Raw genomic sequence first — 25,377 nt, 5'->3', positions numbered from 1 at the left:
GCCGGTTGTCTGGAGGTTGATAACGATGGTTCCCCTGCTTCTCGTTCTTCTGCTCGTTCTGATTCTCTTCGGTGCCGGTTTCGCACTGAAGATTCTCTGGTGGGTCGCGATCGCGGTCCTGGTGCTGTGGCTGATCGGTTTCGTCGCCCGGCCCAAGGGCGGCAGCGGCCGGTGGTACCGCTGGTAGTGAACGCACGACGTACGGAACAAGAGGGAAACGGCGCGGAATCGTCATCCGCGCAGTCCCCGACGTACCGGAGGAGTTGTTCGCGTGACTGAGCATGTGTGGAGTTACAAGGCGACCTCGGGTCACCTTCAGGGCACCGACCTGACCGGCTTCAAGGTCGAGGCGACCGACGGGAGCGTCGGCAAGGTCGACAAGCACTCGGACGAGGTCGGTGACGCCTACCTGGTCGTGGACACCGGCGCGTGGATCTTCGGCAAGGAGGTCCTGATGCCGGCGAGCACCGTCGTCAGCGTCGACCCGGAGGAGAGGAAGGTGTTCGTCGACCGGACCAGGGGCCAGATCAAGGACGCCCCCGAGTTCCACCGCGACGAGCACCTCGGCGACCCCGGCTACCGCGAAGAGCTGGGCGCCTACTACGGCACCGGTATCCCCTTCGGTGGCCGCCCCGCCTGACACCCCTCTCGATCCGGCTCGGGCCTCGGCACCCTCCAGGGGTGCCGAGGCCCGGTCATGGCCCGCACCCGGGCGGGTGAGCCTGAGGTCAACTCCCGCGGTTTGTACGGCGGAGCACGCGACAAACCCAGAATGACCAGGAACCTGCTGCGGAGCGCGCCTGCGCTGCTCCTCGTACTCATGCCCCTCCTCCCCACCCCCGCGTCCGCGGCCGGGGACCGCCAAGGGGCCGTCCACCCCGACCCCGTCGTCTTCGTCCACGGCTGGAACTCCGACGGCTCCACCTGGGGCTCACCCTGCGACCTCGTCATCAACCCGCGCGGCAGCGTTGCCCTCTCCGGGGCCCTCAACAGCACCACGGCATGCCTTGACCACAGCGGGCTGACGACCGACCGGACGGTCTACGAGGAGGTCAGGGCCCACGTTCGCGAGGACCACCGGAACCGAACGGCCCGGCCGGGCGCATCATCGGGCCGTCCGCGGCAACAAGATCCTCATGACGCGAGAACACGGTCCCGCCGCGCCCCGCAGGACCTGGCCACTGCTGCTCCTGCCGGTCCAGGCAGCCCTGATGGCGGGGTGGGGCACACTGCTCACCGGAGCGGAGGCCGACCGGGGGCCGTCGCCGTGGGAGGACCGGGCCGGCCGGTACCTCGTCGCGGAACGCAGCGCACCGCTCACCGCCGTCACCCGATGGTTCTCCGTACTGGCCGACACGCAGGGCGTCATCGGCGTGACCCTCGTCTGCGTCGTGGCGCTGCTCGTGCTGCCGCGCGTGCCGTGGCGCGCCGAGGCCCTCTTCCTCGCCGCGTCGGTCGCCGCGCAGTCGGGCGTGTTCCTGCTGGTCACCGCGCTCGTACGACGGCCGCGCCCCGACGTTCCGCGTCTGGACGGCGCGCCGCCGACATCGAGCTTCCCCTCCGGACACGTCGGAGCCGCCGTCGCCCTCTACGCGGGACTGGCCGTCATCGTGCTGCTGCGGACACGCGGCCGCGGCCGATGGCGGTACGCCGCGGCGGCGGCCGCCCTGCTCGTTCCGGCCGCCGTCGCGCTGTCGCGCGTGTACCGCGGCATGCACCACCCCACCGACGTGGCGGGCGGCCTGGTCAACGGCGCGGCGACGCTGCTGATCGTCGGCTCCGTCGTGCTGTCCGGCCGCCGCGATGCGCAAGAAGCGGCCCCGGCCCGCGCCGGCCCGCCCCGGCGACCGCGAACCACCCTGCGGGACCTGCCGGTACGTTGCTCCGGACCCGACACGACCTTCGCGGCGAGACTGGTCCTCACCGCCGTCGTGACCGCCGCGGCGTCCGTGCCCTTCGCCCTGGCCCTGGTCCTGGTGGAGTCCCGCTGGCCACCGCTGTACCGACTCGACCGGGCCGCGGCCGAGTGGCTGCACGAGGCCGCCCTCGGCCGTCCCGGCTGGGTACGCGTCCTCAGCGTCCTCAGCGACTTCGTGTGGGACCCCGTGACACTGCGTCTGCTGGTGGCCCTGCTCGTGCTCTGGCTCCTGACCCGCCGTGCCTGGCGGCTCGCGGCCTGGGCGTCCGTGACCGCGGTGGCCGGCGCCCTGACCGGGGTGCTCGTCAAGGTCCTGGTGGAGCGCGCGCGGCCCCGTCTGCCCGATCCGGTGGCCCACGCGCCCGGGTACGCGTTCCCGTCCGGCCACGCGATGACGGCCGTCACCTCGTGCGCCGTCCTCCTCCTGGTCCTGCTGCCCCTGGTACCCCGCGCCGGGCGGACGCTCGCCTGGGCGTTCGCCGCGGTTTCGGCGGTGGGCGTCGGCTACACGCGCGTCGCGCTGGGAGTGCACTGGGTGAGCGACGTCGCGGGCGGCTGGCTGCTCGGCCTCGCCGTGGTCACCGCGACCACGCTGGTCTTCGGGGCCTGGCGGGCGGACACCGGGCGGCGCCGGACGGCCGTGACGCGGGAGGGCCTGGAGCCGGAGCTCTCGGCCGAACGCCGATGACGTGACGCGACGTGGCGGTGGCGGTGGCGGGCGATACGGGCCCAGCGGCCCGCTACACCTCGCCGAGGTCCGAACTCACCCACCGCGCCGGACGCATGTGGATCACGATCTGCTCGCCGTGGTTCTTCCACGCGAAGTCGACGTAGCCGTCCACCTTCTCGGCCGGCAGGTACCGCGAGGAAATCGACACCAGTTGCTCACGCACCGCCGGTTCGGTCGACACCACCGGCCCCTCGACCGACACGTACCGGATCGTCGGCTCCACCCGGTCCACCAGCAGGCTGAACCGGCCCGCGGACGCGATCAGTTCGGCCTTCCGGGAGTCGCGGCCGGTCATGATCCAGATGTCGCCGCCGGGGGAGTAGTCGTACCAGATCGGAACCGTCAGCGGCGCGCGGTCATCGCCCGCGCTCACGGCCAGGGCTGCGATGTGGGGTTCGGCGAGGAACTGCTCACGCTCGGTCCGGGACAGTGCCATGGCATCCTCCTCGAGGGCGGAAAGCATTCCTTCTCAAAACACCGTCCCGCACAGGCCCATTCCCCGCACGTCACCCGCCGCGCCCCAGGCGTTTCAGGGGTGGCGTCCGGGTCCGGACGGCGGTCCGGCGAAGGGGGTGGGGGACAGGTCGGCGGGTTCCTCTCCGGGTTCCAGGAGCGTGGCGGCGCTGCCCACGATCAAGGGGTCGGGCTTCCCGACCGCGTCCTCGTCCTTGCGGTCGTACGGGGCCCGCCAGAGCAGGCTGCGCATGGCCTCCAGCCTGCCGCGCTTCTTGTCGTTGCTCTTCACGACCGTCCACGGGGCGTGCGCGGTGTCGGTCGCCCGGAACATGGCGACCTTCGCACGGGTGTAGGCGTCCCAGAGGTCCACGGACGCCAGATCGGTGGGCGAGAGCTTCCACTGGCGTACGGGGTCGACTTGCCGGATCGCGAAGCGGGTGCGCTGCTCGGCACGGGAGACGGAGAACCAGAACTTGATCAGGAGGATGCCGTCCTCGACGAGCATCGCCTCGAAGGCCGGGCACTGGCGGAGGAAGAGCTTGTACTCGTCGTCGGAGCAGAAGCCCATCACCTTCTCGACGCCGGCCCGGTTGTACCAGGACCGGTCGAAGAAGACGATCTCTCCGGCGGACGGGAGATGGGCGATGTAGCGCTGGAAATACCACTGGCCCGCCTCGCGGTCACTGGGCTTGTCCAGGGCCACGATGCGCGCGCCGCGGGGGTTGAGCCGCTCGGTGAACCGCTGGATCGTGCCCCCCTTGCCCGCGGCGTCCCTGCCCTCGCAGATCACCACGACGCGGGCTCCGGTGGCCCGCACCCAGCTCTGCATCTTCAGCAGCTCGATCTGCAGGATGCGCTTCGCCCGCTCGTACTCCCCCGCCGGATCTTGCGGTCGTAGGGGTAGTTCTCGCGCCAGGTGCGGATCGGAGCGCCGTCCGCATCGAGCAGGACGGGCTGCTCCGGACGGCTCACGTCCACGCTCAGCCCTGCGAGCAGGTCCTCACCGTCTCTTTTCAGCCGGTTTTCTTCCATTTCCGATACATACCCACCCCCCGCCCGAAGCATCGCCGACCAGCCGACCCAGTCGACCAGCGAGAAGTGTCCGGACGGTCACACGGCGTGGTCGCGGATGGTGACGGCTGTGGCCGTCACCGCCGGGCGGTCGGTGTGAGCGGCAGGGAGAGGCGTACCTCGAACCCGCCACCCGGCCGTGCGCCCGTGCTCAGTACGCCGTTCCAGATCTTGACGCGCTCGCGCAGCCCGAGGAGGCCCAGACCCGATCCCGTGGCCGTCGCGGCCGGCTCGTTGCCGTGCGCCGTGCCCTGGCCGCCGTCCTCGCCGGGCCCGTCGTCGCGGATGGTGATCAGGAGCCGGTCGGCCAGGTAGCGGATGCGGACCTCGGCCCGGGTGGCTCCCGCGTGCTTGACGACATTGGTCAGCGATTCCTGCACCACCCGGTACGCGCACAGCTCCAGCCCCGGTCCGAGCGGCCGCACCGCACCCTGCGTATGCGTCCGCACCTTGACGCCGGTCGCCTCGATCCGCTCGGCCAGTTCGGGGATCCGGTCGATGCCCGGCAGCGGCCGCAGCGGCGGCGCATCGCTCTCCCCGTCGGGGCCGACCCTCAACACGCCCAGCAGTCGGCGCAGTTCATCGAGGGCGTCCCGGCCCGCGCCCGCCACCGCGTCCAAGGCCGCCTGCGCGGTGGGCGGGTCGGAGGAGTACACGTAGCGGGCCAGCCCCGACTGCACCGTGATCACGGCCATCTGCTGCGCGAGGACGTCGTGCAGCTCCCGGGCGATCCGGATCCGCTCGTCGACCACGGCCCGCCCGGCTTCGTCCTCCTGAGCCCGGGCCAGCCGCCCCGTGAGCCGTGCGAGGTCCGCGTTGCGCTGGGCCAGGGTGCGCTGGTTCGTTCCCAGGAACAGCGCCACCGCGGGTACGACCACCGCCTGCACGCTCGCCAGGAGCAGCGAGACCCCTCCCTGCAGGCCGCTGTACAGCACGACCGCCGCGGTCAGCAGCGCCCCGGGTCTCGCCACGCGCGGTGCGCGCTGCGCCGCCAGACTCACCAGGGCGATCACCGGGACCCAGAAGTTCAGCGAGGGCGGATGACCGAGCGCGAGGTAGCCGGCGTACCCCAGACAGGAAGCCAGGAGTACCGCGACGGGAAGGTCCCGCCGGACCATGAGGGTGAGGGCCGTCACCACCGTCAGCAGATAGGCCCAGCCGTCGAACGGAAGCCAACGGTCCGCGGGGTACTGGGCCCCCGCGACACAGCCTGCCGCCGCGACGCCCACGCCGAGCACGATGTCGGCGGCCCTCCGGGCGGCGGCTGGATTTATGTGCACCGGGGAATGCTAGGGCCTGTCGTCAACCCGTCGGTTGAGAAAGGGCGGGCTCAGGGGCCGACCCATTCCCCGAAGTCGAAGTCGTTGTGAGGGCCGGGATCCCACACCTTCGGCTGGGACGGGGCGGTGACGAACGTCCAGGCCTGGTTCTCCCTGTCGTGGCACGTCCACTCCTGGAGGTGGGTCTCCGGCGGAGGCGGCGTCATGGGCGGGTTGTGCGCGTCGAGGCAGCGCATCGAGCCCGTTCCCCGCCTGATCCTGAAGAAGCCCTTCGGGTGGGGTTCGATCTCCCAGAACTGGCTGCCCGTCTCCTCACACGGATTCGTGTGGACCCCGGCCCCGTGCTGGCCGCCGTCGCTTCCCTCCAAGCACATCGGCGTGTCGGGCACGGGCGGCGGCACCTTGGGCATGACCTGGATCTGGTAGACGGGGCCGTGGTGGGCGTCCGCTTCGCTGCTCTTCAGGAAACGGAACAGCTGATTCTCCCGATCGGCACGCGGCCGGACCCTGAATCCGCCACCGGTCTCCTCCGCGACCAGATCGTCCGTGCGCGCGCTCTTGACGTTCCACCATATGTCGCCGAACTCCGGCGGTTTCCGGTGGTCCGAGAACGCCGGGCACACCCCACCCGGAAACCCGTCACAGTCTCCGGCGAACGCGCCGGAGGGCATCAGCACGGCCCCCGCCGCCAGAGCGCCGACACCGGCGAACGCCATCCAGCGCCGGGACCGAGTGGGACGGTTCATGGCTGTTCTCCTCATCGTGCGACACGGCGGGCCCGCTCCGGCCTCTGCCATCGGACGCGGGCCGCGTCTCGGCCCGCATCGCCATTGCACCTCCCCGTCCGCCCGGCCTCACGTCCCGGAAGTTCGGGACTTGACAGGCGGGGTTCTGCCGGCTGGGCACAAGCCGCTGCACCGTCCCCGCACGGCACGGCACCGCACGGCACCGCACGGCACCGCACGGCACGGCACGGCGCGGCACCGCGCCGCGCTACGCGACCGCGGTGCCCTCCAGCTCGACCAACTGGCCGGGGATCGCCAGTCGCGTCACCCCGAGCATCGTGGAGGTCGGCGCCACCCTCGCGGCACCCAGCCGCGCCGCCAGCACGCCGTAGTGCTGGAAGAGGAGGTCGACGTCGGTCGTGTACACGTTGAGCCGGACGAGGTTCGCGAGCGTCATGCCGGCCTCGCCGAGCACGGCCTCCAGGTTGTCGATGCTCAGCGCCAGCTGCCCGGCCATGTCACCGTCGTGCAGGGGCTTGCCGTCGCCGCTCATCGCGGTCTGCCCCGAGACGTACAGGGTCCGGGTGCGTCCGGAGACGACCTCGCCCTGGTTGAACCCCAGCTCCTGAGACCACGTCACCGGGTTGATCGCCGTTCGTTCCATCGCCACATCAGCTCCGTTCGATTCGCCGCGCCTGCGGACGTACGCCGTACTCGACGTCGCATCGACGAGCCTGCCAACCAATCACGACACCCTCTGTCATGTATTTCGATAGGGTTCTCGTATGCGCGCCGACCGGCTGGTCTCACTGGTCCTCCTGCTGCGCCGGCGAGGGCGGCTGACCGCGGACGCACTGGCCCACGAGCTGGAGGTGTCCACCCGCACCGTGCTGCGCGACATCGAGGCGCTGTCCGCGGCCGGTGTACCGGTCTATGCCGAACGCGGCAGGCACGGCGGCTTCTCCCTGCTGCCCGGGTTCCAGACCGAGCTCACCGGACTGAACCACGACGAGGCCCTCGCCGTGCTGACCGCCGGATCGGGGCGCGGCGAGCAGGTGTTCGGCCTCGGCTCGGCGCTCGCTTCGGCCATGCGGAAGGTGGTCGACGCGCTGCCCGAGGGCCACCGGGCCTCCGCGAGCGACGCGGCCCGGCGATTCCTCGTGGAACCTGAGACCGACCTGCTCTCACGCCGGCTGGTCGTCGACGAGGTGCCCCGCGCCACGATGATCGAGATCAGGCGCGCGGTGCTCGCCGGACACAAGCTGCGCATCCACTACGCGGCCACGGGCCAGGCGCCGCAATGGCGCACGGTGGACCCGATCGGGCTGGTCACCGTACGCGACCGGGGCTACCTGCTGGCCACGCGGTCCGGCGCGGACCGCACCTACCGGCTCTCGCGGGTGCTGGCCGCCGAGGAACTCCCCGAAACGGCCGAGCGGCCGAACCGGGTCGACCTGGACCGGATCTGGCGGGAACGCTCCGCGCAGTTCCTCTCCGACGGCCACCTCACCGTGCTGGTACGGGTGCACCCGGCGCGGCGGGAGGACCTGCTGGACACGGCAGTGGCCGTCCGCGCGGAAGAGCCCGACGCGGACGACTGGCTGCGTCTGGAAGTGACGTTCCAGGACTCCCGACACGCCGAATGGGCCCTGTGGCAGCTCGGCACGGACGCGGAAGCCGTGGCCCCGCGGTCGTTGCGCACCTCCCTGCACCGCCGCGCCGCCGCGCTGGCCACCCGCTACGCGGACCAGCCCTGAAGGGAAGCCGCCGCTACGGGCCGGGCGGCAGCAGTTCGCGCGTCAGGGCGAAGGCGGCCGTGGCGCTGGACAGGAGGGCGTTGATCCGTCCGAGGACGCGGGCCGTGCGGTCGGGGTCCTGCGCATCGACGGCCGAAGCCAGGTCGTCGGCGTACTCCCGCGCCCGGACGGCCTCATCGGACGACGTCGCGGTGTCCGCATCCGCACGCAGGGCCTCGATCAGCCGCTGGTGGGGGATGCCGCCCGCGTTCGTCTGGTTGCCGAACCCACCGTGTGCCACCGCTCGGGGGCTGTTGACGTTCGCCACGACGAAGCCGCCCGATGCCGAGGAGATGTGCACTCCGTCGCCTCCTGTCCAGATGAACTTGCTCTCGTACTCGGCCCAGCCCTTGCGGGTCACGCTGTACCCGCCGAACTGCCAGCCCGAGACCTTGATCAATTTGTGCTTGAGCGGCTCGGCAAGGATCCCGATGACGTCCGCCCGGTTCCACCCCCGCTCGCTGAAGTAGTCCGTCATCACCACGTGCGGACCCGGGCCCGCGGCCCGCCGGCAGATCTCGCGGAACGCCTGCCCCTGGCACATCTCCACCTGGCCCGGAGCGAGCGACGGCGCGGGCAGTTTCCGCCGGTGCACCTTGGTGCGGACGCTGACGTACAGGGAGTGGACCACCCAGCAGACCGCGGCGATCGCCACCACGTGACCGAGCGTCAGATCACCGTCCACCGCATCCCCCCGAGTCTTCAAGTCCACGCAGTCTAAGGTGAATTGATGCATCGTCAATCGTCCCGGCCGGACCGATCGCTCTAGCGGGGAGTCGTCAGGGGCAGGCAGTCTTCGACGCCTCCCTCCACTCCCTTGTTGTAGGCGTGGATGCGCTGCTCGACGGAACCGTGGTCGGCGGAATCGCTCCAAGGCAAGGTGTCGGACACGCTGGCGATCGCCGCGGCCAGCTCTTCCTGGTCCCCGGCCTCGAAAATGATCGTTTCGTCCAGGCTGGCGGCGCCTTGGAGCTCGGCTCCGGCGAAGCAGTCCGCCTGCAGTTCCCGCCCGATGTCCTGCGCCGGGCTGGAAAGGCGGCTCTGCACGGCGTGCCCCCATTCGTGCGCGACGACGAAGTACACGTACGCATCCCCGGCCGCGTGGCCCGTGTTCATCAGGTTGATGTCCCAGGCCACGTAGTCCTCGGGAACGCAGTAGAAGGCGTTTCCGGGTTCCAGCTTCTCTCCGCCGCAGGTGGGGGCGTCCGGCGCGGTGCCGTCGTACAGGCCGAGGACGGTCGGTGAGACGTAGGACTCGGTGAAGAACTCCGACCAGTGGTTCTTCCAGAACGTGTCGACGCCCTCCGCTGCCGCGGCGATGTCCTGCTCCAGCGTGTCTTCACTCACGGTCGTGGGAAGGCCGTATGCGTAACCGCCGCCGCCCATGACGAGCAGCGCGGCGGCGAGCGCGGTGCACGTGCGCGTCCGAAGCGTTCCGGCCATGGCCATGGCTGCCTCCGGGCATGAGGATTTCCGTCCATCCCCGAGAAACAATCCGAGCCGGCCGCCGATGCGTTCCCGATCCCGTTCGCGTCCTCGTCGCACTCCTCACATCCAGCATGGCGCTCGTCATGGCGGGCTGCATCCCGGCTCCAGGGTGCCGTGACCGGTACACCGCGTCGGCGGGGCCCGGGACGGCCTTCGGCGGCGAGCCCTTCGACACAGGGCATGGCCAGGGTGGGCACGAATGCGGGCACCAGCGCGGGGTCCAGCGGGTGTTCCGGGACGAAGACCCAGGCCCCGTAGCAGCCGAAGTCCCCGGCGTGCGGCGCCGCGACGATCGCCTCGTGCAGATCGCCCGTCGCCCGGTCGGGCAGCGGCGAGGGCGTCTGGGGCCGAGGCGTCGCAGGCTCCAGCCGGTCCGGGCCGGTGGCCCCCGTCCACACCCCGCCGCACCCGCTGCCGTCGGCCTTGCGGGTGGGAACGGGGGCGCCCGTCTCGAAGGGGCGCAGGTCCTGCGGGAGCCACCCGAGCGGGCTCCAGCCGAACCGCCCCGTCGGGCGCAGGGCCGATACGTCGGCGCCGCGCAGCAGCAACTCGTGGAACAGGCAGGACCGCAGCCCGTCGAGCCCGTCCCGCCGCCCGTGCGCGTACAGCAGCTCGACGAGGTCCGCCGGTCGCTGTCCCTCGGCGAGGAGCGAGGCGATGAAGCGCTCGTTCATCCGCTGGTTCACGGAGGTGCCGTGCTGTTCCATCAGCCGGATCAACTGTTCCAGGCTCGGCCGCCCGGGCGTCAGGGCGAGCATCCGGATCACCCGGGAGAGGCCGTCCCCGTACGCCCGCGCCTGTTCGGAGGCGGCGCGGAATCCCTCCCACAGCTGTCCCCCGACCGTCCCGACGTAGTCGAGGTCCCCCTCCCGCAGCCGGGTCGCCGCCCCTTCTCCCATGTGCCATACCAGCTCACGCGCATCACCAGTCACGATGCGCAACCCTAAGGCCAGGACCGCCCGCGCCTGGTGTGTCGGAGGAGGCCGTCCCGTCGGGCGTTCTAGTGTGCTCGCATGGAACAGCGCATCACCCTGGTCACCTTGGGGGTTTCCGACCTCGCCCGCGCCAAGGGGTTCTACGAGGCCCTGGGCTGGCGCGGGCAGGAGGTCGAGGAGACGGTCTTCTTCCAGGCGGGCGGGCTCGCGCTGGTCCTGTGGGACCGGGACAAGCTGGCCCGCGACTGTGGCGTGGAGCCTGGACCGGACGGAGGGCCTGGCGGGCCCGGTGGGTCGGGCGGGTCGGGCGGGTCGGGCCGGTTCGGCGGGATCGCCCTGGCCCACAACGTCCGCTCCGAGGCCGAGGTGGACGAGCTGCTCGCAGCGGTACGACGGGCAGGCGGCACCGTCACCAAGCCCGCGGCCGTCAACGCGGTCGGGTTCTATTCCAGTGCGTTCGTGGACCCGGACGGCCATGCCTGGGAAGTCGCGTACAACCCGGGATTCCCCCTCGCCGCGGACGGCACGGTCACCTTGCCCGATTTCGGCGGTCCGAAGGACTGATCGACTCCGGTGGGGGCGTCGCCAGTTGTCCCCAGCCCTGTTCGACCGACCTTCGGCACCGGCCCGGTTCGTCTCCCGCTCCGGTGAACAGTGCGGTCAGCAGGGGTACGCCATGAGCCAGCGCCTGGTGCGGCAGCGGGCCCGTGGCGACGAGCGAGGCGAGCCCGTGGCCGATGGTCCAGCTCTGCGTCGCGAGTTCCAGCGCGTCGACCTCGCTCCCGAAGCGATCGTCAGCCTTGGCGCGTTCGGTGGCGCTGACCAGGCAGTGGAGGGTCTCGTCCGCGGCGCCGGCGTCCTCGAGGTCGAAGCCCACGTCGAACATGACGCGGTAGAGATCTGGGCTCTCCAGCGCGTTGGACACGTACGTGGCCCCCAGGGCGGCGAGGTCCCGCACCGGGTCCGTGGACATCCTGACCGCCGCGAGTTTGGCCGTCAGCCGGATGAAGCCCTCCTGCCGCAGTGCCCGCCACAGGCCGTCCATGCCACGGAAGTAGGTGTAGACGGCCATCGTCGACACCCCGCTTCCCGCGACCAGGGTGCGGAGCGTGACCGGCTGCCTCGTCCGCAGCATCTGGGCGGCTCGGTCGAGCAGCAGGGAGCGGACCGCTGGATCTTTCGTCCTTGTCATGACCCCCACAATACATAGCAACGCTATGCTTTCATGGAGTGCCGGTCCTGTTGTGCTGTCGCCCTGTCGTCCTTCATCCCGATGAGAAGAGGCCGTTCGTGCCCGTGACTGTGGTCAACCCCGAGGGGCTGCCGAAGCCCGACGTCTACCGGCAGTTGTCGGTCGCCACCGGTTCGAAGCTGGTCTTCCTCGCGGGGCAGGTCGCCCGCGACGCCGACGGCCGCCCCGTGGGCGCGGGCGACTTCGCCGCACAGGTCGAGCAGTGCTATCTCAACGTCGCCACCGCCCTCGCGGGAGTCGGCGGCTCCTTCGACGACGTGGCGAAGCTGACCGTCTACGTCGTCGACTGGAGCCCCGAGAAGATGCCGCTGCTGGGCGAGGGGGTGGGCCGCGCCGCTGCGAAGCTCGGCATCGACCCGGTCAAGCCGATCACTCTGCTGGGCGTTGCGGCACTGGGCGAACCGGACCTCCTGGTCGAAGTCGAAGCCACCGCGGTCCTCGCGTAACCGGGCATGATGGGGACGGTGATCACCATTCATCTGAAGTACGAGATCGACGTCGACAAGCTCGAGGACTTCGAGGAGTACGCGCGTCGCTGGGTCAAGCTGGTCAACCGGTTCGGCGGCACGCACCACGGCTACTTCCTGCCCAGCGAGGGCGACAGCGACATCGCCTACGCCCTCTTCTCCTTCCCGGGCTTCGCCGCCTACGAGCAGTACCGGTCGGACAGCATGTCCGACCCGGAGTGCCAGGCGGCCTTCGACCTCGCGCGCGAAACCCGCTGCATCAAGCGGTACGAGCGCCGCTTCCTCCGCCCGCTCGAAACCCCCGGCCACTGAACACGGCGTCCCGCGACCGGAACGTGCGGCGGTAGGTGTCCGGCGGGGCGCCGACGGTCCGGTGGAAGTGCCGGCGCAGGGTGGTGGACGTGCCCATGCCGGTGGCCGTGGCGATGGTGTCGATCGTGTCGTCCGTGGTCCCCAGCAATGCCTGCGCGTGGCGGATGCGTTGGACGTGGAGCCACTGCAACGGGGTGGTGCCGGTGAGCGACTTGAAGTGGCGGCCCAGGTGGCGTGAGCTCATCCGGGCCTGACGGGCCAGGTCTTCCACGGTGAGGGGTTCGTCCAGCCGTTGCAGTGCCCAGGGGATGAGGTCGCCGAGGGGGTGGTTGCCCGGGGCGGGGACGGGCGTGGCGATGAACTGGGCCTGCCCGCCGTCACGGTGGGACGGTACGACCAGCCGGCGGGCGATCTTGTTGGCGATCGACGAGCCGTGGTCGAGGCGGACCAGGTGCAGGCACAGGTCCATGGCCGCGGCCTTCCCGGCGGAGGTGAGTACGTCGCCGTTGTCGACGTAGAGGACGTCACGGTGGACCCGGACGTCCGGGTGGCGCCTGGCCAGTTCCCCGGTGTGCGCCCAGTGCGTGGTGGCGCGCACGCGGTCCAGCAGCCCCGCGGCGGCCAGGACGAAGGCGCCCGTGCACAGGGAGGCCACGCGTGCGCCCGCCGCGTGGGCCGCGCGCACCGCGTCGACGAGTTCGGCCGGCGGGTCCACACCGGTGTCGGCCCAGCCGGGGACGATCACGTGCGAGGTCCGCATCCTCGCCAGGATGGTGGTCAAGACGGATCGCGGCGGATCGGCTGCGGACCAGCGGACCAGCGGACCAGCGGACCGGCGGATCAGCGGATCAGCCGAGTGCAGGGGAGCAACTCATGGGATCGGGACAGGCGGTGGCGGTGTTCGGCGCGTACGGGCACACCGGGCGGTTCGTGGTGGCGGAACTGCTGGAGCGCGGGTACGTTCCGGTCCTCGCCGGCCGCGACGCCGACAAGCTGACGGCCTTGGCCGGCGGGACCGGGCTGGACGTCCGCGTGGCATCGGCCGACGACCCGGCCTCGCTCGACCACGCGCTGGCGGGCACGGCGTCCGTGATCAACTGCGCGGGCCCGTTCGCCTCGACGGCCGCCCCCGTGATCGAGTCGGCCCTGCGGGCGCGCATCCCGTACCTGGACGTGGCGGCCGAGCTCGAGGCCAACCTCGACACCTTCGCGGACTTCGCCGACCGGGCACACGACGCGGGAGCGGTCGTCGTACCCGCGATGGCCTTCTTCGCAGGCCTGGGCGACCTGCTGGCCACCGCGGAGATGGGCGACTGGGCCAAGGCGGACTCGGCGCACATCGCGTACGCGCTGAGCAGCTGGCACCCCACCGCCGGGACGCGGCTGTCGAGCGCGGTCACCCGGGAGCGGCGCGGCGGGTACCGGCTGCGCTACACCGGCGGCCAGTGGGAGCGGCGCACCGACGCCCCGCCCGCCCTGGAGTGGCCCTTCCCCGAGCCGACGGGCCCCCGCTCCGTCGTCGGCGAGTTCACGATGGCCGACGTGGTGACGGTGCCCACCCACCTGTCCATCCCGGACGTGACCACCTACATGACGGCGGAGGCGGCCCGCGAGGTCGTGGCCCCCGACACGCCCGCGCCGGCCGCGGCCGACGCGAGCGGCCGGTCCGACCAGACCTTCCTCATCCACGCCGTCGTGCGCTCGGGTGACACCGAACGCCACGCCGTCGCGCGCGGTCAGGACGTCTACGCCGTCACCGCGCCCCTCGTGGTGGAAGCGCTCGACCGCGTCCTCACCGGCCGCACCCGTGCGCTCGGCGTGGCCTCCGCGGGGGAGATGTTCGACGCCGCCGATTTCCTGGGCGCGCTGTCCCCGCACGTCACCGTCGAACTGCTCCCGCACGCGCGCCGCGGGTAGCGGTCACCGCTTGCCGGGCGTCCGTCCGGGCGTGACGATGAAAAGGGCGGCCTCTGAACCCACCGAGGAGGCCCTTGTGGCCACAGGTACGCGAAAGCGCGGGGTCCTGCTCTCCATCTCGCTGGCGCTGTCCGCCGGGCTCGTGACGGCCGTCGGCGCCCCTGCCGGCTCCGCCGGCGCCACCACCGCCACCGCCGTACGCGCTCATCCGCCGGCCGCCGTGCCGCGCACCGCTCCGTCACCGGAACCGACCACGGACCTGTCGGCGGCGGCGGAGCTGTTCCTCACCCATGTGCTGGACCTGCTCCAGGAGAAGTCGCTCGAGCGGCACAAGGCCGACTGGCCGGAGGTGCGGCGTCAGGCCTTCGCCGAAGCCGCCGGGGCCAGGACCACCGCCGACACCTACGACGCGATCGACGGCGCCGTCAAGGCGCTCGGCGATCCGCACACCTCCTTCCTGCGGCCGGACCAGGCCGCAGCGTTGGACCCGCCCGTCGAGGTGCCCGGCACCGGCGGACCGGTACCCGTACCCCAGGGGCACCTCATCGGGCAGAAGATCGGCTACGTGTCGCTCCCGACCACGGTCAAGATCCCGGGCTACGCACAGGCCGGCGCCGAGCTGGTCCGCACGCTCGACGCCTCCCGGCCCTGCGGGTGGATCGTCGACCTGCGCGGTGACAGCGGAGGGGCCATCTGGCCCAAGCTCGACGCCCTGGCGCCGCTCCTCGGTGACGGCCGGCTCGGCGCCTTCGTCGACGCCGACGGCAACAAGGGCGCATGGGAGCTCGACAAAGGGAAGCTGTCCATCGACGGGGACGTCATCGAGAAGGACGTGCCTCCGAGCGTCGAGACGGGCGCCGACGGCATCGAGGACTTCGTCACCCACAACGCGTACGTACTCCAGCGCCCCAAGCCGCCGGTCGCGGTCCTGACGGGACCCGACACGGCGAGCGCCGGCGAGGCGACCCTGATCGCCTTCCGCGGCCGCCCGGACACCCGCAGCTTCGGACTGCCCACGGCCGGGCTCGCCACGGGCAACGTCACGTACCCGTTCGACGACGGTTCTCTCCTCATCCTCACCGAAACGGCGGACCTGGACCGGACCGGGCGCCAGTACGGCAACACGCCCATCGCCCCCGACGTCCACGTGGACTTCACCGACCGGAACATGTCCCGCGGCGCCGGAGACCCGGTGGTCGACTCCGCCCGCACCTGGCTGGAATCCCGGCCCGCCTGCCGCGCCTGACCGCCCGGCTCCAGCCCGACCGCGCGGCTCCAGGGGCGCTGGAGCTTGTCAGGGACGACCCCTGCGGGGTTTAATGAATGAACGAGCATTTATTAATGGGGGAGGGTGGCGATGGGTCGTCCCCGACGGGTCGAGGACGAGGTGATCCTGCGAGCGGCGGCGCGGGTCATGGGCCGGGTCGGGCCAGGAGGGCTGACGTTGGCCGCCGTGGCGGGCGAGGTCGGGTTGGTGCCCGGAACCCTCGTGCAGCGGTTCGGGTCCAAGCGCGGTCTGCTGCTGGCGCTCGCCGACCAGTCGGAGAAGGACGCGGGCGAGATGACGGGGCGAGTGCGCCAGTCGTACGACTCGGCGCTCGCGGCCCTGGCCGCGCTGACGGTGGAATCGGTGGCCGCGATGGCCACTCCGGAGAGCTTCGCCCATCATCTGGCGTTCCTGTGCACGGACCTCGTCGACCCGCAGCTCTACGAGCGGGCCCTCGCCGTTCACCGTACTCAGCGGCAGGGCGTCGAGGAGCTGCTGGCGGAGGCGGCCGGGGCGGGCGAGCTCCGCGCCGGGACGGACTCCGTGGCACTGGCCCGCACGGTGCAGGCGGTCATCGCCGGTGCGGGCCTGACCTGGGCGCTCGAACGCCAGGGCACCCTCGAACAGCGGCTCCGGCAGGAGCTCGGCGCGGTGCTGTCCCCGTACCTGCCGCCCCGGCGCGGCCACGACCTGGAGGAATCATGACGACCCGCACACGCCCGCTGGCCGGGACGGTGGCCCTGGTCGCGGGCGGTACCCGGGGCGGCGGCCGGGGCATCGCCGTCGAACTCGGCGCCGCCGGTGCCACGGTGTACGTCAGCGGCCGCAGCAGCACGGGCGGACGCTCCGATCTGGACCGCCCGGAAACCATCGAGCAGACGGCCGAGCAGGTCACCGCGGCGGGCGGGCTGGGCATCCCCGCCCGCACCGACCACAGCCGCCCCGACGAGGTCCGCGCCCTCGTCGACAGGATCGCCGCCGAGCAGGGCGGACGGCTCGACGTCCTGGTCAACTCCGTATGGGGCGGAGACCCGTTGACCGACTGGGAACACCCCTTGTGGGAGCAGGAACTGGACACCGGCCTGAGGCTGTTGCGGCAGGCGGTGGAGACCCACATCATCACGAGCCGGTTCGCGCTGCCCCTGATGGTCGCCCGCAAGAGCGGCCTGGTCGTGGAGGTCACCGACGGCAACACCGCCCGCTACCGCGGTACGTTCTTCTACGATCTGGCGAAGTCCGCGGTCATCCGCCTCGCCGTCGCCCAGGCCGCCGAGCTGAGGCCCCACGGCGTCGCGGCCGTCGCCATCACGCCCGGCTTCCTGCGCTCGGAGGCCATGCTGGAACTCTTCGGTGTCACCGAGGCCAACTGGCGCGACGGCGTGGCCCGGGACCCCGACTTCGCCCACTCGGAGACCCCGGCCTACCTCGGCCGGGCCGTCGCCGCGCTGGCCGCCGACCCCGAGGTCATGGCCAAGACCGGACGTGCCCTGGCCACTTGGGGCCTGTACCGCGAATACGGCTTCACCGACGCCGACGGGACGCAACCGGACTTCGCCGCGCACTGGGCCGAGAACCTGCAAGGGGAGTACGGGCCCCTGGGAGACCCGCTGTAGCCCGGCGCCGGCAAGATTGCGGGACATCCGGCGCGGTGGCGGCGGTGGTGTCAGGCTCCGGGCCCGGGCGGCCTCGGGCCGTCTCGGCGCCCGGACCGCGTCATGGATCTGATCAGGGCGGAGAGGGCGAAGGTCACCGCGAGGCTCGCCGCCATCACCATGACCACACCGACCATGAAGAGGCCGCTGGAGTCGTCCGACCAGTCGTAGGCGGCGGCGCCGGTCAGACCGGCCGTGGTGCAGAGCGCCGCCTGCGCGGTACGGCCCCGCGAGGCCGCCCAGTACACCGCCGGCAGCAGGCTCAACAGCAGCCCGATCACCTGCCAGGTCTCGTACGGACCGGTCACCGAACCGTCGGGGTGGACGTCACGGTGCTGGTCCCAGCCCAGCCATGCGGCCCATGCCGCGATCGGTATGAGGACCAGCGCGAGGGGGACGAGTTTCGACGGTGTGTGGCGCATGTCCCCATCGTCACGTCCCACCCCGGTGCCGCGGCAGAGCGCACGTACTCACCCGCCCCTGAGTACCGCCTCACCTCGGCGAACCGTCAGAGGCCCCGACAAACTCCCCACGCGGCAAGATCACCTCATCGAGGTAATCCCACCGGCCGCACCGGGTCACATGCGCATCGCCGGATACGGTTCTCAACGGATCTGGACCTATTCCCGGATATTTGTTCGTATTCGTCGTTGGTCGAAGATCGCGCGTACACCGATCGCCGCCCTTGCGAAGGAGAAGTCGTCGATGACCGTTGACACCGGCCGGGAAGAGCAGCTGGAGTCACCTCGGCAGTCGAGTCTGGGAACCGCGGCCGCGCGGAACCTCGCCACGACGACCAAGTCCGCCCCACAGATGCAGGAGATCACCTCCCGCTGGCTGCTGCGGGTCCTCCCGTGGGTGGAGACGAAGGGCGGCACCTACCGGGTGAACCGCCGGCTGAGCTACACCGTCGGCGACGGGCGCGTCGAATTCGTCCAGGACGGCGCCAGTGTCCGGGTGATCCCCCGCGAACTCGGCGAACTGGCCCTGCTGAAGGGTTTCGACGACCTCGAGGTGCTCACCGCGCTCGCCATCCGGTGCGTACAGCAGGACTTCCGTGCCGGCGAGGTGCTCGCGGAGCGCGGTACCGCCGCCGAGCGGATCCACCTGATCGCCCACGGCCGGATCAGCCAGACCACCGTGGGCAAGTACGGGGACGAGGTCGCGGTCGCGGTACTGGCCGACGGCGATCAGTTCGGCGAGAACACCCTGCTGGACGCGGACGCCACGTGGGACTACACGGCCACCGCCGAGACCTCGGGCACCCTGCTCACCCTCTCCCGTGCCGATTTCGCTGCCGTGGTGTCCACGGCGCCGGGCCTCCAGGCCCACATCCGGGAGTTCAGCGCGCTTCCCCTCCAGCGGCAGAACAAGCACGGCGAGGCGGAGATCGCGATGTCCGCCGGACACAGCGGCGAGCCCGAGCTGCCCGGAACCTACGTCGACTACGAACTCAACCCGCGGGAGTACGAACTCTCCCTCGCGCAGACCGTGCTGCGGGTCCACACGAGGGTCGCCGACCTCTACAACGAACCGATGAACCAGACCAAGGAGCAACTCCGGCTCACCATCGAGGCGCTGCGCGAGCGCCAGGAGCACGAGCTGATCAACAACCGCGAGTTCGGCCTGCTCCACAACGCCGCCTACAAGCAGCGCATCCAGACCCACTCGGGCCCGCCCACCCCGGACGACCTGGACGAGCTGCTCTGCCGCCGGCGCGGATCCAAGTTCTTCCTGGCCCACCCCAGGGCGATCGCGGCGATGGGGCGGGAGTTCAACGCCCGCGGACTCTACCCGGACCACGTCGACCTCGGCGGGCAGCAGGTCCCGGCCTGGCGCGGGGTCCCCATCCTGCCGTGCAGCAAGATCCCCATCACCAAGGAGAACACCAGCTCGATCCTCGTCATGCGCACCGGCGAGGAGAACCAGGGCGTCATCGGTCTGCGTCAGACGGGGCTGCCGGAGGAGTACGAGCCGGGCCTGTCGGTGCGTTTCATGGGCATCGACGAACGGTCGATCATCTCCTACCTGGTCACCACCTACTACTCCGCCGCGATCCTGGTGCCCGACGCACTCGGCGTGCTGGAGAACGTACAGATCGGGCGCAGGCGCGACTGACGGCTCCCTGCCCGCTGCCCGCTGCCCAACGTCCGCTTGCCCCGTGCCCACCGCCCGCTTGCCCACCGCCCGCTTGCCCGCGCCCGCTTGCCCCGGCCCGCGGCGGACCGGGCCGCCGCGGGGCGCTCCCCAGGCTCGGGCCTCCCGGGGCATCGGCCTCCCCGGGGCTTCCGGACCGGGCGGGCATGCCACCGGTCGGGCATGCCCGGGACCCCAGACAGCCGACCCACCTCACAAGGAGTTACGGATGCCCGACCCCGGGCTCATCCCTCAATCGGGCCTGCCTTCCGCTGCCGCTCACTTCGGGGCCTACGTCCTCGCGAACGCCCAGGCCCACGCAACCGCCGACCTCGATGCCATGCCCGCCATGCCCGCCATGCCCGCCATGCCCGACCTGCCCGACCTGCCCGGCGTGCCTGCCGTCCCCGGCATCGCCGCGGGAGCCGTCGTACCCGCGGACGTACCGGTCCCGGTACGGGCCCCCGCGGGCGGCGCCGACTCCTTCGGTGATCCGGGTGTCCTCGACCGGATCCTGCGCGGCCCGAGCGGGCTGGGCACGGCCGGGCTGTACCTGACGGAGGACCGGGAAGCCGAGCCCGTGGCGGAGTCGGCACCCTCGCCAACGGTGCCCGGCAATCCGGTCCCGGGCCTCTACCACCACCCGGTGGCCGAGCCCGATCCCGCGCGGGTGGAGGAGGTCAGCCGCAGGATCAAGGCCTGGGCGCTGGAGGAGGTCGAGCTGTACCCGGAGGAGTGGGAGGAGCAGTTCGACGGCTTCTCCGTCGGGCGCTACATGGTCGCCTGCCATCCGGACGCCCCCACCGTCGAGCACCTGATGCTCGCCACGCGGCTGATGGTCGCCGAGAACGCCGTCGACGACTGCTACTGCGAGGACCACGGCGGCTCGCCCATCGGTCTGGGCGGACGGCTCCTGCTGGCCCACACCGCCCTGGACCCCCTCCACACCACGGAGGAGTACCAGCCGCACTGGGCGGAGTCGCTCCACTCGGACGCCCCCCGGCGCGCCTACCGCTCCGCCATGGAGTACTTCGTCCGGCAGTCCTCGCCCTCCCAGGCCGACCGGTTCCGGCACGACATGGCCCGGCTGCACCTGGGATATCTGGCCGAGGCGGCCTGGGCCGAGACGGACCACGTCCCGGAGGTGTGGGAGTACCTGGCGATGCGCCAGTTCAACAACTTCCGCCCCTGTCCCACCATCACCGACACCGTCGGCGGCTACGAACTCCCGGCCGACCTCCACGCACTGCCCGCCATGCAACGGGTCATCGCGCTCGCCGCGAACGCCACCACCATCGTCAACGACCTGTACTCCTACACCAAGGAACTCGCCAGTCCGGGCAGGCACCTGAATCTGCCCGTGGTGATCGCCGACCGCGAGGGCATCTCCGACCGGGATGCCTACCTGAAGGCGGTCGAGGTCCACAACGACCTCATGCACGGCTTCGAGACCGAAGCCGCCGCCCTGGCCCTCGCCTGCCCCGTCCCGAGCGTGCTGCGCTTCCTGCGAGGAGTGGCCGCTTGGGTCGACGGCAACCACTACTGGCACCAGACCAACACCTACCGCTACAGCCTGCCCGATTTCTGGTAGAGCCTGCCAAAGATGGGACTATCCATGACCGATGTTGACCTCACCACCACTACCTCCGTCTTTATCCCCTCCCCGGCGACTGCCTACCAGGGGGACATCGCCCGCTACTGGGACCACGAGGCCAGGCCCGTGAACCTGCGTCTCGGTGACGTGGACGGCCTCTATCACCACCACTACGGCATCGGCGAAGTCGACCACTCCGCGCTCGGCAAGCCGGACGACAGCGGGTACGAGCAGCGGCTGATCGCCGAACTCCACCGCCTCGAATCGGCACAGGCCGAAGTCCTGCTGGACCACCTCGGCCCCGTCGGGCCGGGCGACACCCTCGTGGACGCCGGCTGCGGCCGCGGCGGCTCGATGGTCATGGCCCACCAGCGCTTCGGGAGCAGGGTCGAGGGCGTGACCCTCTCGGCGAAGCAGGCCGACTTCGCCAACCAGCGTGCCCGCGACCTCGGCATCGACGACCGGGTGCGCGCCCGCGTCTGCAACATGCTCGGCACGCCCTTCGAGACCGGGCGGGCCGCGGCCTCGTGGAACAACGAGTCGAGCATGTACGTCGACCTGCACGACCTCTTCGCCGAGCACTCCCGCATCCTCGCGGTCGGCGGCCGCTACGTGACCATCACGGGCTGCTGGAACCCGCGTTACGGCCAGCCCTCGAAGTGGGTCTCCCAGATCAACGCCCACTTCGAGTGCAACATCCACTCCCGGCGGGAGTACCTGCGCGCGATGGCCGACAACCGACTCGTACCGCAGGCCGTCATCGACCTGACTCCCGAAACCCTGCCCTACTGGGAGCTGCGGGCCACGTCCTCGCTGGTCACGGGCATCGAGGAGGCGTTCATCAACTCCTATAAGGACGGCTCCTTCCAGTACGTCCTGATCGCAGCCGACCGCGTCTGACCGGACCAGGCCGTCCCGGCCGCCCGGCTTCCGTCCGCGAACGGACAGAAGCCGGGCCAGGGGGGCTCAGGCCGGTTGCCCGATGCTCGCTGCGTCGTCGCGTACCCGGCGTTCACCAAGGCGCCCGCGAGAGCGTTCCCCATGGCCCCGAGCCCGGGACCCGATGCCGCGATGGATCGCGAAGTGCCGCCGGCGGTCGAGTACTCCCTGACGGGACGTGGCGTCTCGTGCCTACGGCACCCGCCACACGTTGGCGAAGGCCGAGTTCTCGATCGTGCGCCGCTGGCGCACCGCTTCCAGCTCCATCACCGCGTCGTTGACGGCGGCCAGCACGGTCGTCACCGCTTCGCTGCCCGGGTCGGCGTCGTCGCGGGGACCCTCGCCCCGGTGGATGCCGACGGCCGCGGCGAGGGCCGCCAGGACGGGTTCGCCCTCCTCCCAGCGTGTCCGCGCAAGGCGCCGGGCAGGCGTGTCGGCGAGCTCCATGCGCTCGGCCCCGAGGCTCAGGCGGCCGCGCCGCGCACGCGTCAGCAGTCCGTCCTCCTCGAACGAGGTCTGGTAAGCGGCTGCCAGATCGCGGCCCCTGCGCCACAGCCAGTCCTCGACCTGTTCGAACGGCAGCTGCCGAAGGAGCGCCGCGGCCGCCGCGTCGAGCGACGGGTCTTCCATGGCCTGCTGCGGGCCCGGCACGATGAGATCGCCGTCCAGGTCGATGGCCTGCGCACGGAGGAGGTCGATCAGTTCGGCGCCCGCGAGGGACAGGGACAGGTCGCCCTGTCCCACGGAGCGCTCCGGCTGGGGTTCCAGGGCAATGGTGAGCAGGTCTTGCGCCGTGGTCATGTACGGCTCCCTCGTCGTCGGCCGATCCCGCGTCCCGTCGCGGCGCGGGGTCCCGGCCAAGTATCGCTCCTGGAGATCCGGTCCGACGGCTTCAGCCGCTCATCCGTCAGCCCGTCAGTGGCCCTTGCCGAGCCGGTCCGCCGCCTCCGCGGCCACGTCGTAGGCACCCGCCCGGGCCCGGTCGAAGTCTCCGTCGAGCGGTGCGTGCCGGACCGCGACAATGACGTTGCTCAGCCGGAAGTAGACCTCTTCGACCATCCGGCCCCCGCTGGGATACCGCATGCGGGAGAAGGCCTCGTCGCCGAAGTCCGACAGGTCCGTCCCGTTCGGGCCCATCTTCCCGTGTGACTCCTGCCTCGTGCGCTGGAAGCCGGCCCGGGCCTCCGGCACCCTCATCCGGGTCACCTGCACCTGAAGGACGGGCTGAGCGCCCTTGTCGGCGCCGGGCGCCGCCCAGTCGCAGGACGACTTCGCCTGCACCCCGTCCGCCGGCCCGTCCAGCAGCCGTCCGGCCGTCCCCGCCGACACGAGCGAGCAGGGGCGCGGATCGGCGGAGAAGTCGCCCTGCGGCGTCCGGTCCTGGTACAGCCAGACGGCGAGGGCCGCGACCGCGGTGGCGGCCGCGGCCAGCGCGACGCGGCGCGCACGCTCGGGGCGGGAGGGGGTCACCATGGCCGCAGCGTAGTGCGGGACGGTTCGCGTTCCGACGCCGGGGTGATCGTCGGCGGCGGTACGACGGTTACGTGACGTGATGCAGGGGTGGCTGGAGGTCACAGCCCCAGGGAGACGGCCAGACGGGTCATCTCCGCCGTGGTGTTGATGCCCAGCTTGGCGCGGATGCGGCGGAGGTAGGCGTCGACGGTGTGCTTGGACAGGCCCATGGTGCGGGCGGTCTGGAGGTAGGTGCGGCCGGCGGCGATGTGGCGCAGGGCTTCCTGCTCGCGCGGGGCCAGCGTGGCGGTGGCGGTGGGGACGGGGGTCAGGGTGTGGGGGGTGGTGAGGGTGAGGCTCATGGGATTTCCTCCGCCGGATCGGCTGGGTCATCACTGCTCGCGCCCTCGAAAGCAGATGGGCTGAATGCCCGGTTTTGCCTGTTGTTAAGAGATTGACTGGGCCACGTCGCGAGCGTGTCCGCCGACTGTCACAGGCGTGTGACAAGGGCCGAAAGGCCTGGTCAGGTGGCCGGAACTGCTCGGGCGGGCAGCCGTTCCGCGCGGATCGCGTCCACCAGGGCCTGATGGTCGCGCTCGTTCTGGTCGGCATAGGCCTCGGCGAAGGCGACCAGCGCCCGGTCGAACGTCTCGCCGCGGCCGAGGTAGGCGGCGATCGCGATCCGGTCGCCCGACCGCGCGTGGGCCCGGGCCAGGGTGATGCCGCACACCTCGCCGAACGTCTTCAGCAGCCTGGGCGACATCGTTTCCGGCATGGCGATCCCCTTCCAGTCGCGCAGCTGGCGGATGTAGAAGTCGCGCCGCACGCCGTCGAGCCCCTCCAGCCGTTCCCAGCCGAGGAAGATGTCGCTGGCCGCCTGCATCAGCCGCTGGCCCGAGACCACGCGCTCGCCCTGATTGTCGTACCGACTCGCGCCCACGTGGGTCGCGAGCACGGAGGTGTCGGCCTCCTTGGCCTGCAGGAGGAGCGGGTCCCTGCCGTCACGGCCGAGCAGCAGCAAGATCCAGCAGCGCGTACCGACACTGCCCACGCCGACCACCTTGCGGGCCATGTCCACCAGCCGGTAGTCCTCCAGGAGTGCCCGCCGGTCGCTCGCCATCGTCCGGCCGTAGCGATCGAGCAGCTGCCGGAACCGGTCTTCGAGCGCGCTGCGCTCGACGTCCGGCAGCAGGTCCGCGATCGGCACGAGCAGCGGAGCGTCCGCCGCGATTCTCGGTCGCCCCCCGACCAGCTCCGTGAGTTTCCCGAAGGCCTGCAGGGAGTCACGCGTGCGGGCCTTCGCCAGTGCGCCGGCCAGCTTCTTGCGCCCGCTCGCGTCGAGCTGATCGGCGGCCAGGGCCTCCAGGCGGTCCGAGTCGATCTTCGCGTACCAGACGTCGAGGTTCCCCATCCCGGCGAAACCGCGCATCGCCTCGCGGTACGAGCGCACGCCCGAGCTCACGATGTGCGCGCGCTCGGCGTCGTCGAAGCCGTTCGCCCGGCCCGCGATGACAAGGCTCGCCGACAGGCGTTTGACGTCCCACTCCCAGGGGCCGGGCAGTGTTTCGTCGAAGTCGTTGATGTCGAACATCAGCCGCCGCTCCGGGGACGCCAGCAGCCGGAAGTTCAGCAGGTGCGCGTCCCCGCACAGCTGGGCGGTGATCCCGGAGTCCGGGGTGGCGGCCAGGTCGGAGGCCATGATCGCGGCGGCTCCCCGGTAGAACCGGAAGGGAGACTCCGACATCCTGCCGTAGCGGATCGGTACCAGCTCCGGTACCCGCGCCGCGGACTGCGCCTCCAGCAGCGCCAGCGGGTCAGGTCTGTCCGGAGACGGCCGGTACACCGCGTGCCGCGACCGGGGCGAGCGGCTCCGGGCCTCCTTGCCGCGGGCCGCGCGCTCCGCGGGGGTGCTGTGGGGCACGGCTCGCATCGCGGTGGTCGAGGTGCGGGACATCGATGCCCTCCTGGCTGGCGGTGCGGTTGCGGGGGA

At 71.3% G+C, this 25,377-nt stretch carries 27 protein-coding genes and 3 pseudogenes; 15 read left to right on the top strand and 15 right to left on the bottom strand.

Annotated features, from left to right (window positions below; translation table 11 throughout):
* Positions 1-25: 25 nt before the first annotated feature.
* The 4 genes and pseudogenes from ACTVZO_RS01905 to ACTVZO_RS01890 all read left to right on the top strand — a co-directional run bounded on the left by ACTVZO_RS01905 (position 26) and on the right by ACTVZO_RS01890 (position 2,606).
* Positions 26-187: a hydrophobic protein gene (locus ACTVZO_RS01905; protein ID WP_283450316.1), complete on the top strand. Its 162-nt coding sequence runs from the start codon at positions 26-28 to the stop codon at positions 185-187.
* 84 nt (positions 188-271) lie between these two features.
* Positions 272-640 (top strand): PRC-barrel domain containing protein, encoded by a 369-nt coding sequence (locus ACTVZO_RS01900; RefSeq protein WP_443296631.1) that lies wholly within the window; start codon positions 272-274, stop codon positions 638-640.
* 496 nt (positions 641-1,136) lie between these two features.
* Positions 1,137-1,763, top strand: a pseudogene (locus ACTVZO_RS01895) (phosphatase PAP2 family protein); the annotation flags it as partial.
* 150 nt (positions 1,764-1,913) lie between these two features.
* Positions 1,914-2,606 carry a phosphatase PAP2 family protein gene (locus ACTVZO_RS01890; protein ID WP_443303019.1) on the top strand — a complete coding sequence of 231 codons (693 nt, stop codon included), beginning with the start codon at positions 1,914-1,916 and terminating at the stop codon, positions 2,604-2,606.
* Between the two features lie 52 nt (positions 2,607-2,658).
* Here ACTVZO_RS01890 and ACTVZO_RS01885 read toward each other — a convergent pair whose 3' ends face one another.
* From ACTVZO_RS01885 to ACTVZO_RS01865, 5 genes and pseudogenes are all read right to left on the bottom strand, one after another.
* Positions 2,659-3,084, bottom strand: a complete 426-nt coding sequence (locus ACTVZO_RS01885; protein WP_443296630.1) for a pyridoxamine 5'-phosphate oxidase family protein — start codon at positions 3,082-3,084, stop codon at positions 2,659-2,661.
* 93 nt (positions 3,085-3,177) lie between these two features.
* Positions 3,178-4,136 (bottom strand): annotated as a pseudogene (gene ppk2 / locus ACTVZO_RS01880) (polyphosphate kinase 2).
* 116 nt (positions 4,137-4,252) lie between these two features.
* Entirely contained in the window at positions 4,253-5,455 is a 1,203-nt protein-coding gene (locus ACTVZO_RS01875; RefSeq protein ID WP_443296629.1) for a sensor histidine kinase, read from the bottom strand.
* Positions 5,456-5,505: 50 nt separating this feature from the next.
* A complete protein-coding gene (locus tag ACTVZO_RS01870; protein ID WP_443296628.1) occupies positions 5,506-6,201 on the bottom strand; it encodes an RICIN domain-containing protein in 696 nt (231 codons plus the stop codon).
* Between the two features lie 247 nt (positions 6,202-6,448).
* Complete coding sequence (locus tag ACTVZO_RS01865; RefSeq protein WP_443303018.1) at positions 6,449-6,844, bottom strand: RidA family protein; 396 nt, start codon at positions 6,842-6,844, stop codon at positions 6,449-6,451.
* 121 nt (positions 6,845-6,965) lie between these two features.
* Here ACTVZO_RS01865 and ACTVZO_RS01860 point away from each other — a divergent pair, with 121 nt between their 5' ends.
* Positions 6,966-7,937 (top strand): helix-turn-helix transcriptional regulator, encoded by a 972-nt coding sequence (locus ACTVZO_RS01860; protein ID WP_443296627.1) that lies wholly within the window; start codon positions 6,966-6,968, stop codon positions 7,935-7,937.
* Between the two features lie 13 nt (positions 7,938-7,950).
* Here the strand turns inward: ACTVZO_RS01860 and ACTVZO_RS01855 are convergent, their stop codons facing one another.
* Genes ACTVZO_RS01855 through ACTVZO_RS01845 form a run of 3 tightly spaced genes read right to left on the bottom strand, consistent with a single transcriptional unit; the run spans position 7,951 to position 10,396 of the window.
* On the bottom strand, positions 7,951-8,688 hold the full coding sequence (locus ACTVZO_RS01855) for a hypothetical protein (RefSeq protein WP_443296626.1): 738 nt from the start codon (positions 8,686-8,688) through the stop codon (positions 7,951-7,953).
* Positions 8,689-8,741: 53 nt separating this feature from the next.
* The gene (locus tag ACTVZO_RS01850; RefSeq protein ID WP_443296625.1) at positions 8,742-9,323 is read right to left on the bottom strand and encodes a neutral zinc metallopeptidase; all 582 of its coding nucleotides are present in this window, start codon (positions 9,321-9,323) and stop codon (positions 8,742-8,744) included.
* Positions 9,320-10,396, bottom strand: a complete 1,077-nt coding sequence (locus ACTVZO_RS01845; RefSeq protein WP_443296624.1) for a DUF6183 family protein — start codon at positions 10,394-10,396, stop codon at positions 9,320-9,322. The genes ACTVZO_RS01850 and ACTVZO_RS01845 overlap by 4 nt, the downstream gene beginning before the upstream one ends.
* Before the next feature lie 81 nt (positions 10,397-10,477).
* Between ACTVZO_RS01845 and ACTVZO_RS01840 the strand changes: the two genes are divergently transcribed.
* Positions 10,478-10,963, top strand: coding sequence for a VOC family protein (locus tag ACTVZO_RS01840; protein WP_443296623.1), 486 nt, complete (start codon positions 10,478-10,480; stop codon positions 10,961-10,963).
* Here ACTVZO_RS01840 and ACTVZO_RS01835 read toward each other — a convergent pair.
* Entirely contained in the window at positions 10,929-11,591 is a 663-nt protein-coding gene (locus ACTVZO_RS01835; RefSeq protein WP_443296622.1) for a TetR/AcrR family transcriptional regulator, read from the bottom strand. The two genes, ACTVZO_RS01840 and ACTVZO_RS01835, sit on opposite strands and share 35 nt — an antisense overlap.
* Before the next feature lie 98 nt (positions 11,592-11,689).
* Here ACTVZO_RS01835 and ACTVZO_RS01830 point away from each other — a divergent pair, with 98 nt between their 5' ends.
* Together ACTVZO_RS01830 and ACTVZO_RS01825 are read left to right on the top strand one after the other, a co-directional pair.
* Positions 11,690-12,097 carry a RidA family protein gene (locus tag ACTVZO_RS01830; RefSeq protein WP_443296621.1) on the top strand — a complete coding sequence of 136 codons (408 nt, stop codon included), beginning with the start codon at positions 11,690-11,692 and terminating at the stop codon, positions 12,095-12,097.
* Positions 12,098-12,115: 18 nt separating this feature from the next.
* Positions 12,116-12,430, top strand: coding sequence for an NIPSNAP family protein (locus ACTVZO_RS01825; RefSeq protein ID WP_443296620.1), 315 nt, complete (start codon positions 12,116-12,118; stop codon positions 12,428-12,430).
* On the opposite strand, the pseudogene ACTVZO_RS01820 reads toward ACTVZO_RS01825, so the two are convergent.
* Positions 12,378-13,175 (bottom strand): annotated as a pseudogene (locus ACTVZO_RS01820) (helix-turn-helix domain-containing protein); the annotation flags it as partial. The gene ACTVZO_RS01825 and the pseudogene ACTVZO_RS01820 sit on opposite strands and share 53 nt — an antisense overlap.
* Positions 13,176-13,303: 128 nt before the next feature.
* Here ACTVZO_RS01820 and ACTVZO_RS01815 point away from each other — a divergent pair.
* The 4 genes from ACTVZO_RS01815 to ACTVZO_RS01800 all read left to right on the top strand — a co-directional run bounded on the left by ACTVZO_RS01815 (position 13,304) and on the right by ACTVZO_RS01800 (position 17,227).
* Positions 13,304-14,347 (top strand): saccharopine dehydrogenase family protein, encoded by a 1,044-nt coding sequence (locus ACTVZO_RS01815; protein WP_443296618.1) that lies wholly within the window; start codon positions 13,304-13,306, stop codon positions 14,345-14,347.
* Between the two features lie 76 nt (positions 14,348-14,423).
* The gene (locus ACTVZO_RS01810; protein WP_443296617.1) at positions 14,424-15,593 is read left to right on the top strand and encodes a S41 family peptidase; all 1,170 of its coding nucleotides are present in this window, start codon (positions 14,424-14,426) and stop codon (positions 15,591-15,593) included.
* A gap of 111 nt (positions 15,594-15,704) precedes the next feature.
* The gene (locus ACTVZO_RS01805) at positions 15,705-16,319 is read left to right on the top strand and encodes a TetR/AcrR family transcriptional regulator (RefSeq protein ID WP_443296616.1); all 615 of its coding nucleotides are present in this window, start codon (positions 15,705-15,707) and stop codon (positions 16,317-16,319) included.
* Positions 16,316-17,227 (top strand): SDR family oxidoreductase, encoded by a 912-nt coding sequence (locus ACTVZO_RS01800; protein WP_443296615.1) that lies wholly within the window; start codon positions 16,316-16,318, stop codon positions 17,225-17,227. The genes ACTVZO_RS01805 and ACTVZO_RS01800 overlap by 4 nt, the downstream gene beginning before the upstream one ends.
* Positions 17,228-17,277: 50 nt before the next feature.
* Here the strand turns inward: ACTVZO_RS01800 and ACTVZO_RS01795 are convergent, their stop codons facing one another.
* Positions 17,278-17,688 (bottom strand): hypothetical protein, encoded by a 411-nt coding sequence (locus ACTVZO_RS01795; RefSeq protein WP_443296614.1) that lies wholly within the window; start codon positions 17,686-17,688, stop codon positions 17,278-17,280.
* A gap of 283 nt (positions 17,689-17,971) precedes the next feature.
* Here ACTVZO_RS01795 and ACTVZO_RS01790 point away from each other — a divergent pair, with 283 nt between their 5' ends.
* The 3 genes from ACTVZO_RS01790 (at position 17,972) to ACTVZO_RS01780 (ending at position 21,896) form a co-directional block, all read left to right on the top strand.
* Positions 17,972-19,384, top strand: a complete 1,413-nt coding sequence (locus tag ACTVZO_RS01790; RefSeq protein ID WP_443296613.1) for a family 2B encapsulin nanocompartment shell protein — start codon at positions 17,972-17,974, stop codon at positions 19,382-19,384.
* 247 nt (positions 19,385-19,631) lie between these two features.
* Entirely contained in the window at positions 19,632-20,993 is a 1,362-nt protein-coding gene (locus ACTVZO_RS01785; protein WP_443296612.1) for a family 2 encapsulin nanocompartment cargo protein terpene cyclase, read from the top strand.
* Between the two features lie 24 nt (positions 20,994-21,017).
* Positions 21,018-21,896 carry a geranyl diphosphate 2-C-methyltransferase gene (locus tag ACTVZO_RS01780; protein WP_443296611.1) on the top strand — a complete coding sequence of 293 codons (879 nt, stop codon included), beginning with the start codon at positions 21,018-21,020 and terminating at the stop codon, positions 21,894-21,896.
* A gap of 231 nt (positions 21,897-22,127) precedes the next feature.
* Here ACTVZO_RS01780 and ACTVZO_RS01775 read toward each other — a convergent pair whose 3' ends face one another.
* The 4 genes from ACTVZO_RS01775 to ACTVZO_RS01760 all read right to left on the bottom strand — a co-directional run bounded on the left by ACTVZO_RS01775 (position 22,128) and on the right by ACTVZO_RS01760 (position 25,341).
* Positions 22,128-22,736, bottom strand: coding sequence for a GPP34 family phosphoprotein (locus ACTVZO_RS01775; RefSeq protein ID WP_443296610.1), 609 nt, complete (start codon positions 22,734-22,736; stop codon positions 22,128-22,130).
* Between the two features lie 114 nt (positions 22,737-22,850).
* A complete protein-coding gene (locus ACTVZO_RS01770) occupies positions 22,851-23,408 on the bottom strand; it encodes a hypothetical protein (protein ID WP_443296609.1) in 558 nt (185 codons plus the stop codon).
* A gap of 98 nt (positions 23,409-23,506) precedes the next feature.
* On the bottom strand, positions 23,507-23,749 hold the full coding sequence (locus tag ACTVZO_RS01765) for a response regulator transcription factor (protein WP_443296608.1): 243 nt from the start codon (positions 23,747-23,749) through the stop codon (positions 23,507-23,509).
* A 161-nt stretch (positions 23,750-23,910) separates the two neighbouring features.
* Entirely contained in the window at positions 23,911-25,341 is a 1,431-nt protein-coding gene (locus tag ACTVZO_RS01760) for a DUF2252 domain-containing protein (protein WP_443296607.1), read from the bottom strand.
* Positions 25,342-25,377 lie beyond the last annotated feature (36 nt).

Origin of the sequence: Streptomyces sp. IBSNAI002 (assembly GCF_052244475.1) — a bacterium.
Taxonomy (GTDB): domain Bacteria; phylum Actinomycetota; class Actinomycetes; order Streptomycetales; family Streptomycetaceae; genus Streptomyces.
This window is presented reverse-complemented; position numbering and strand designations above follow the sequence as displayed.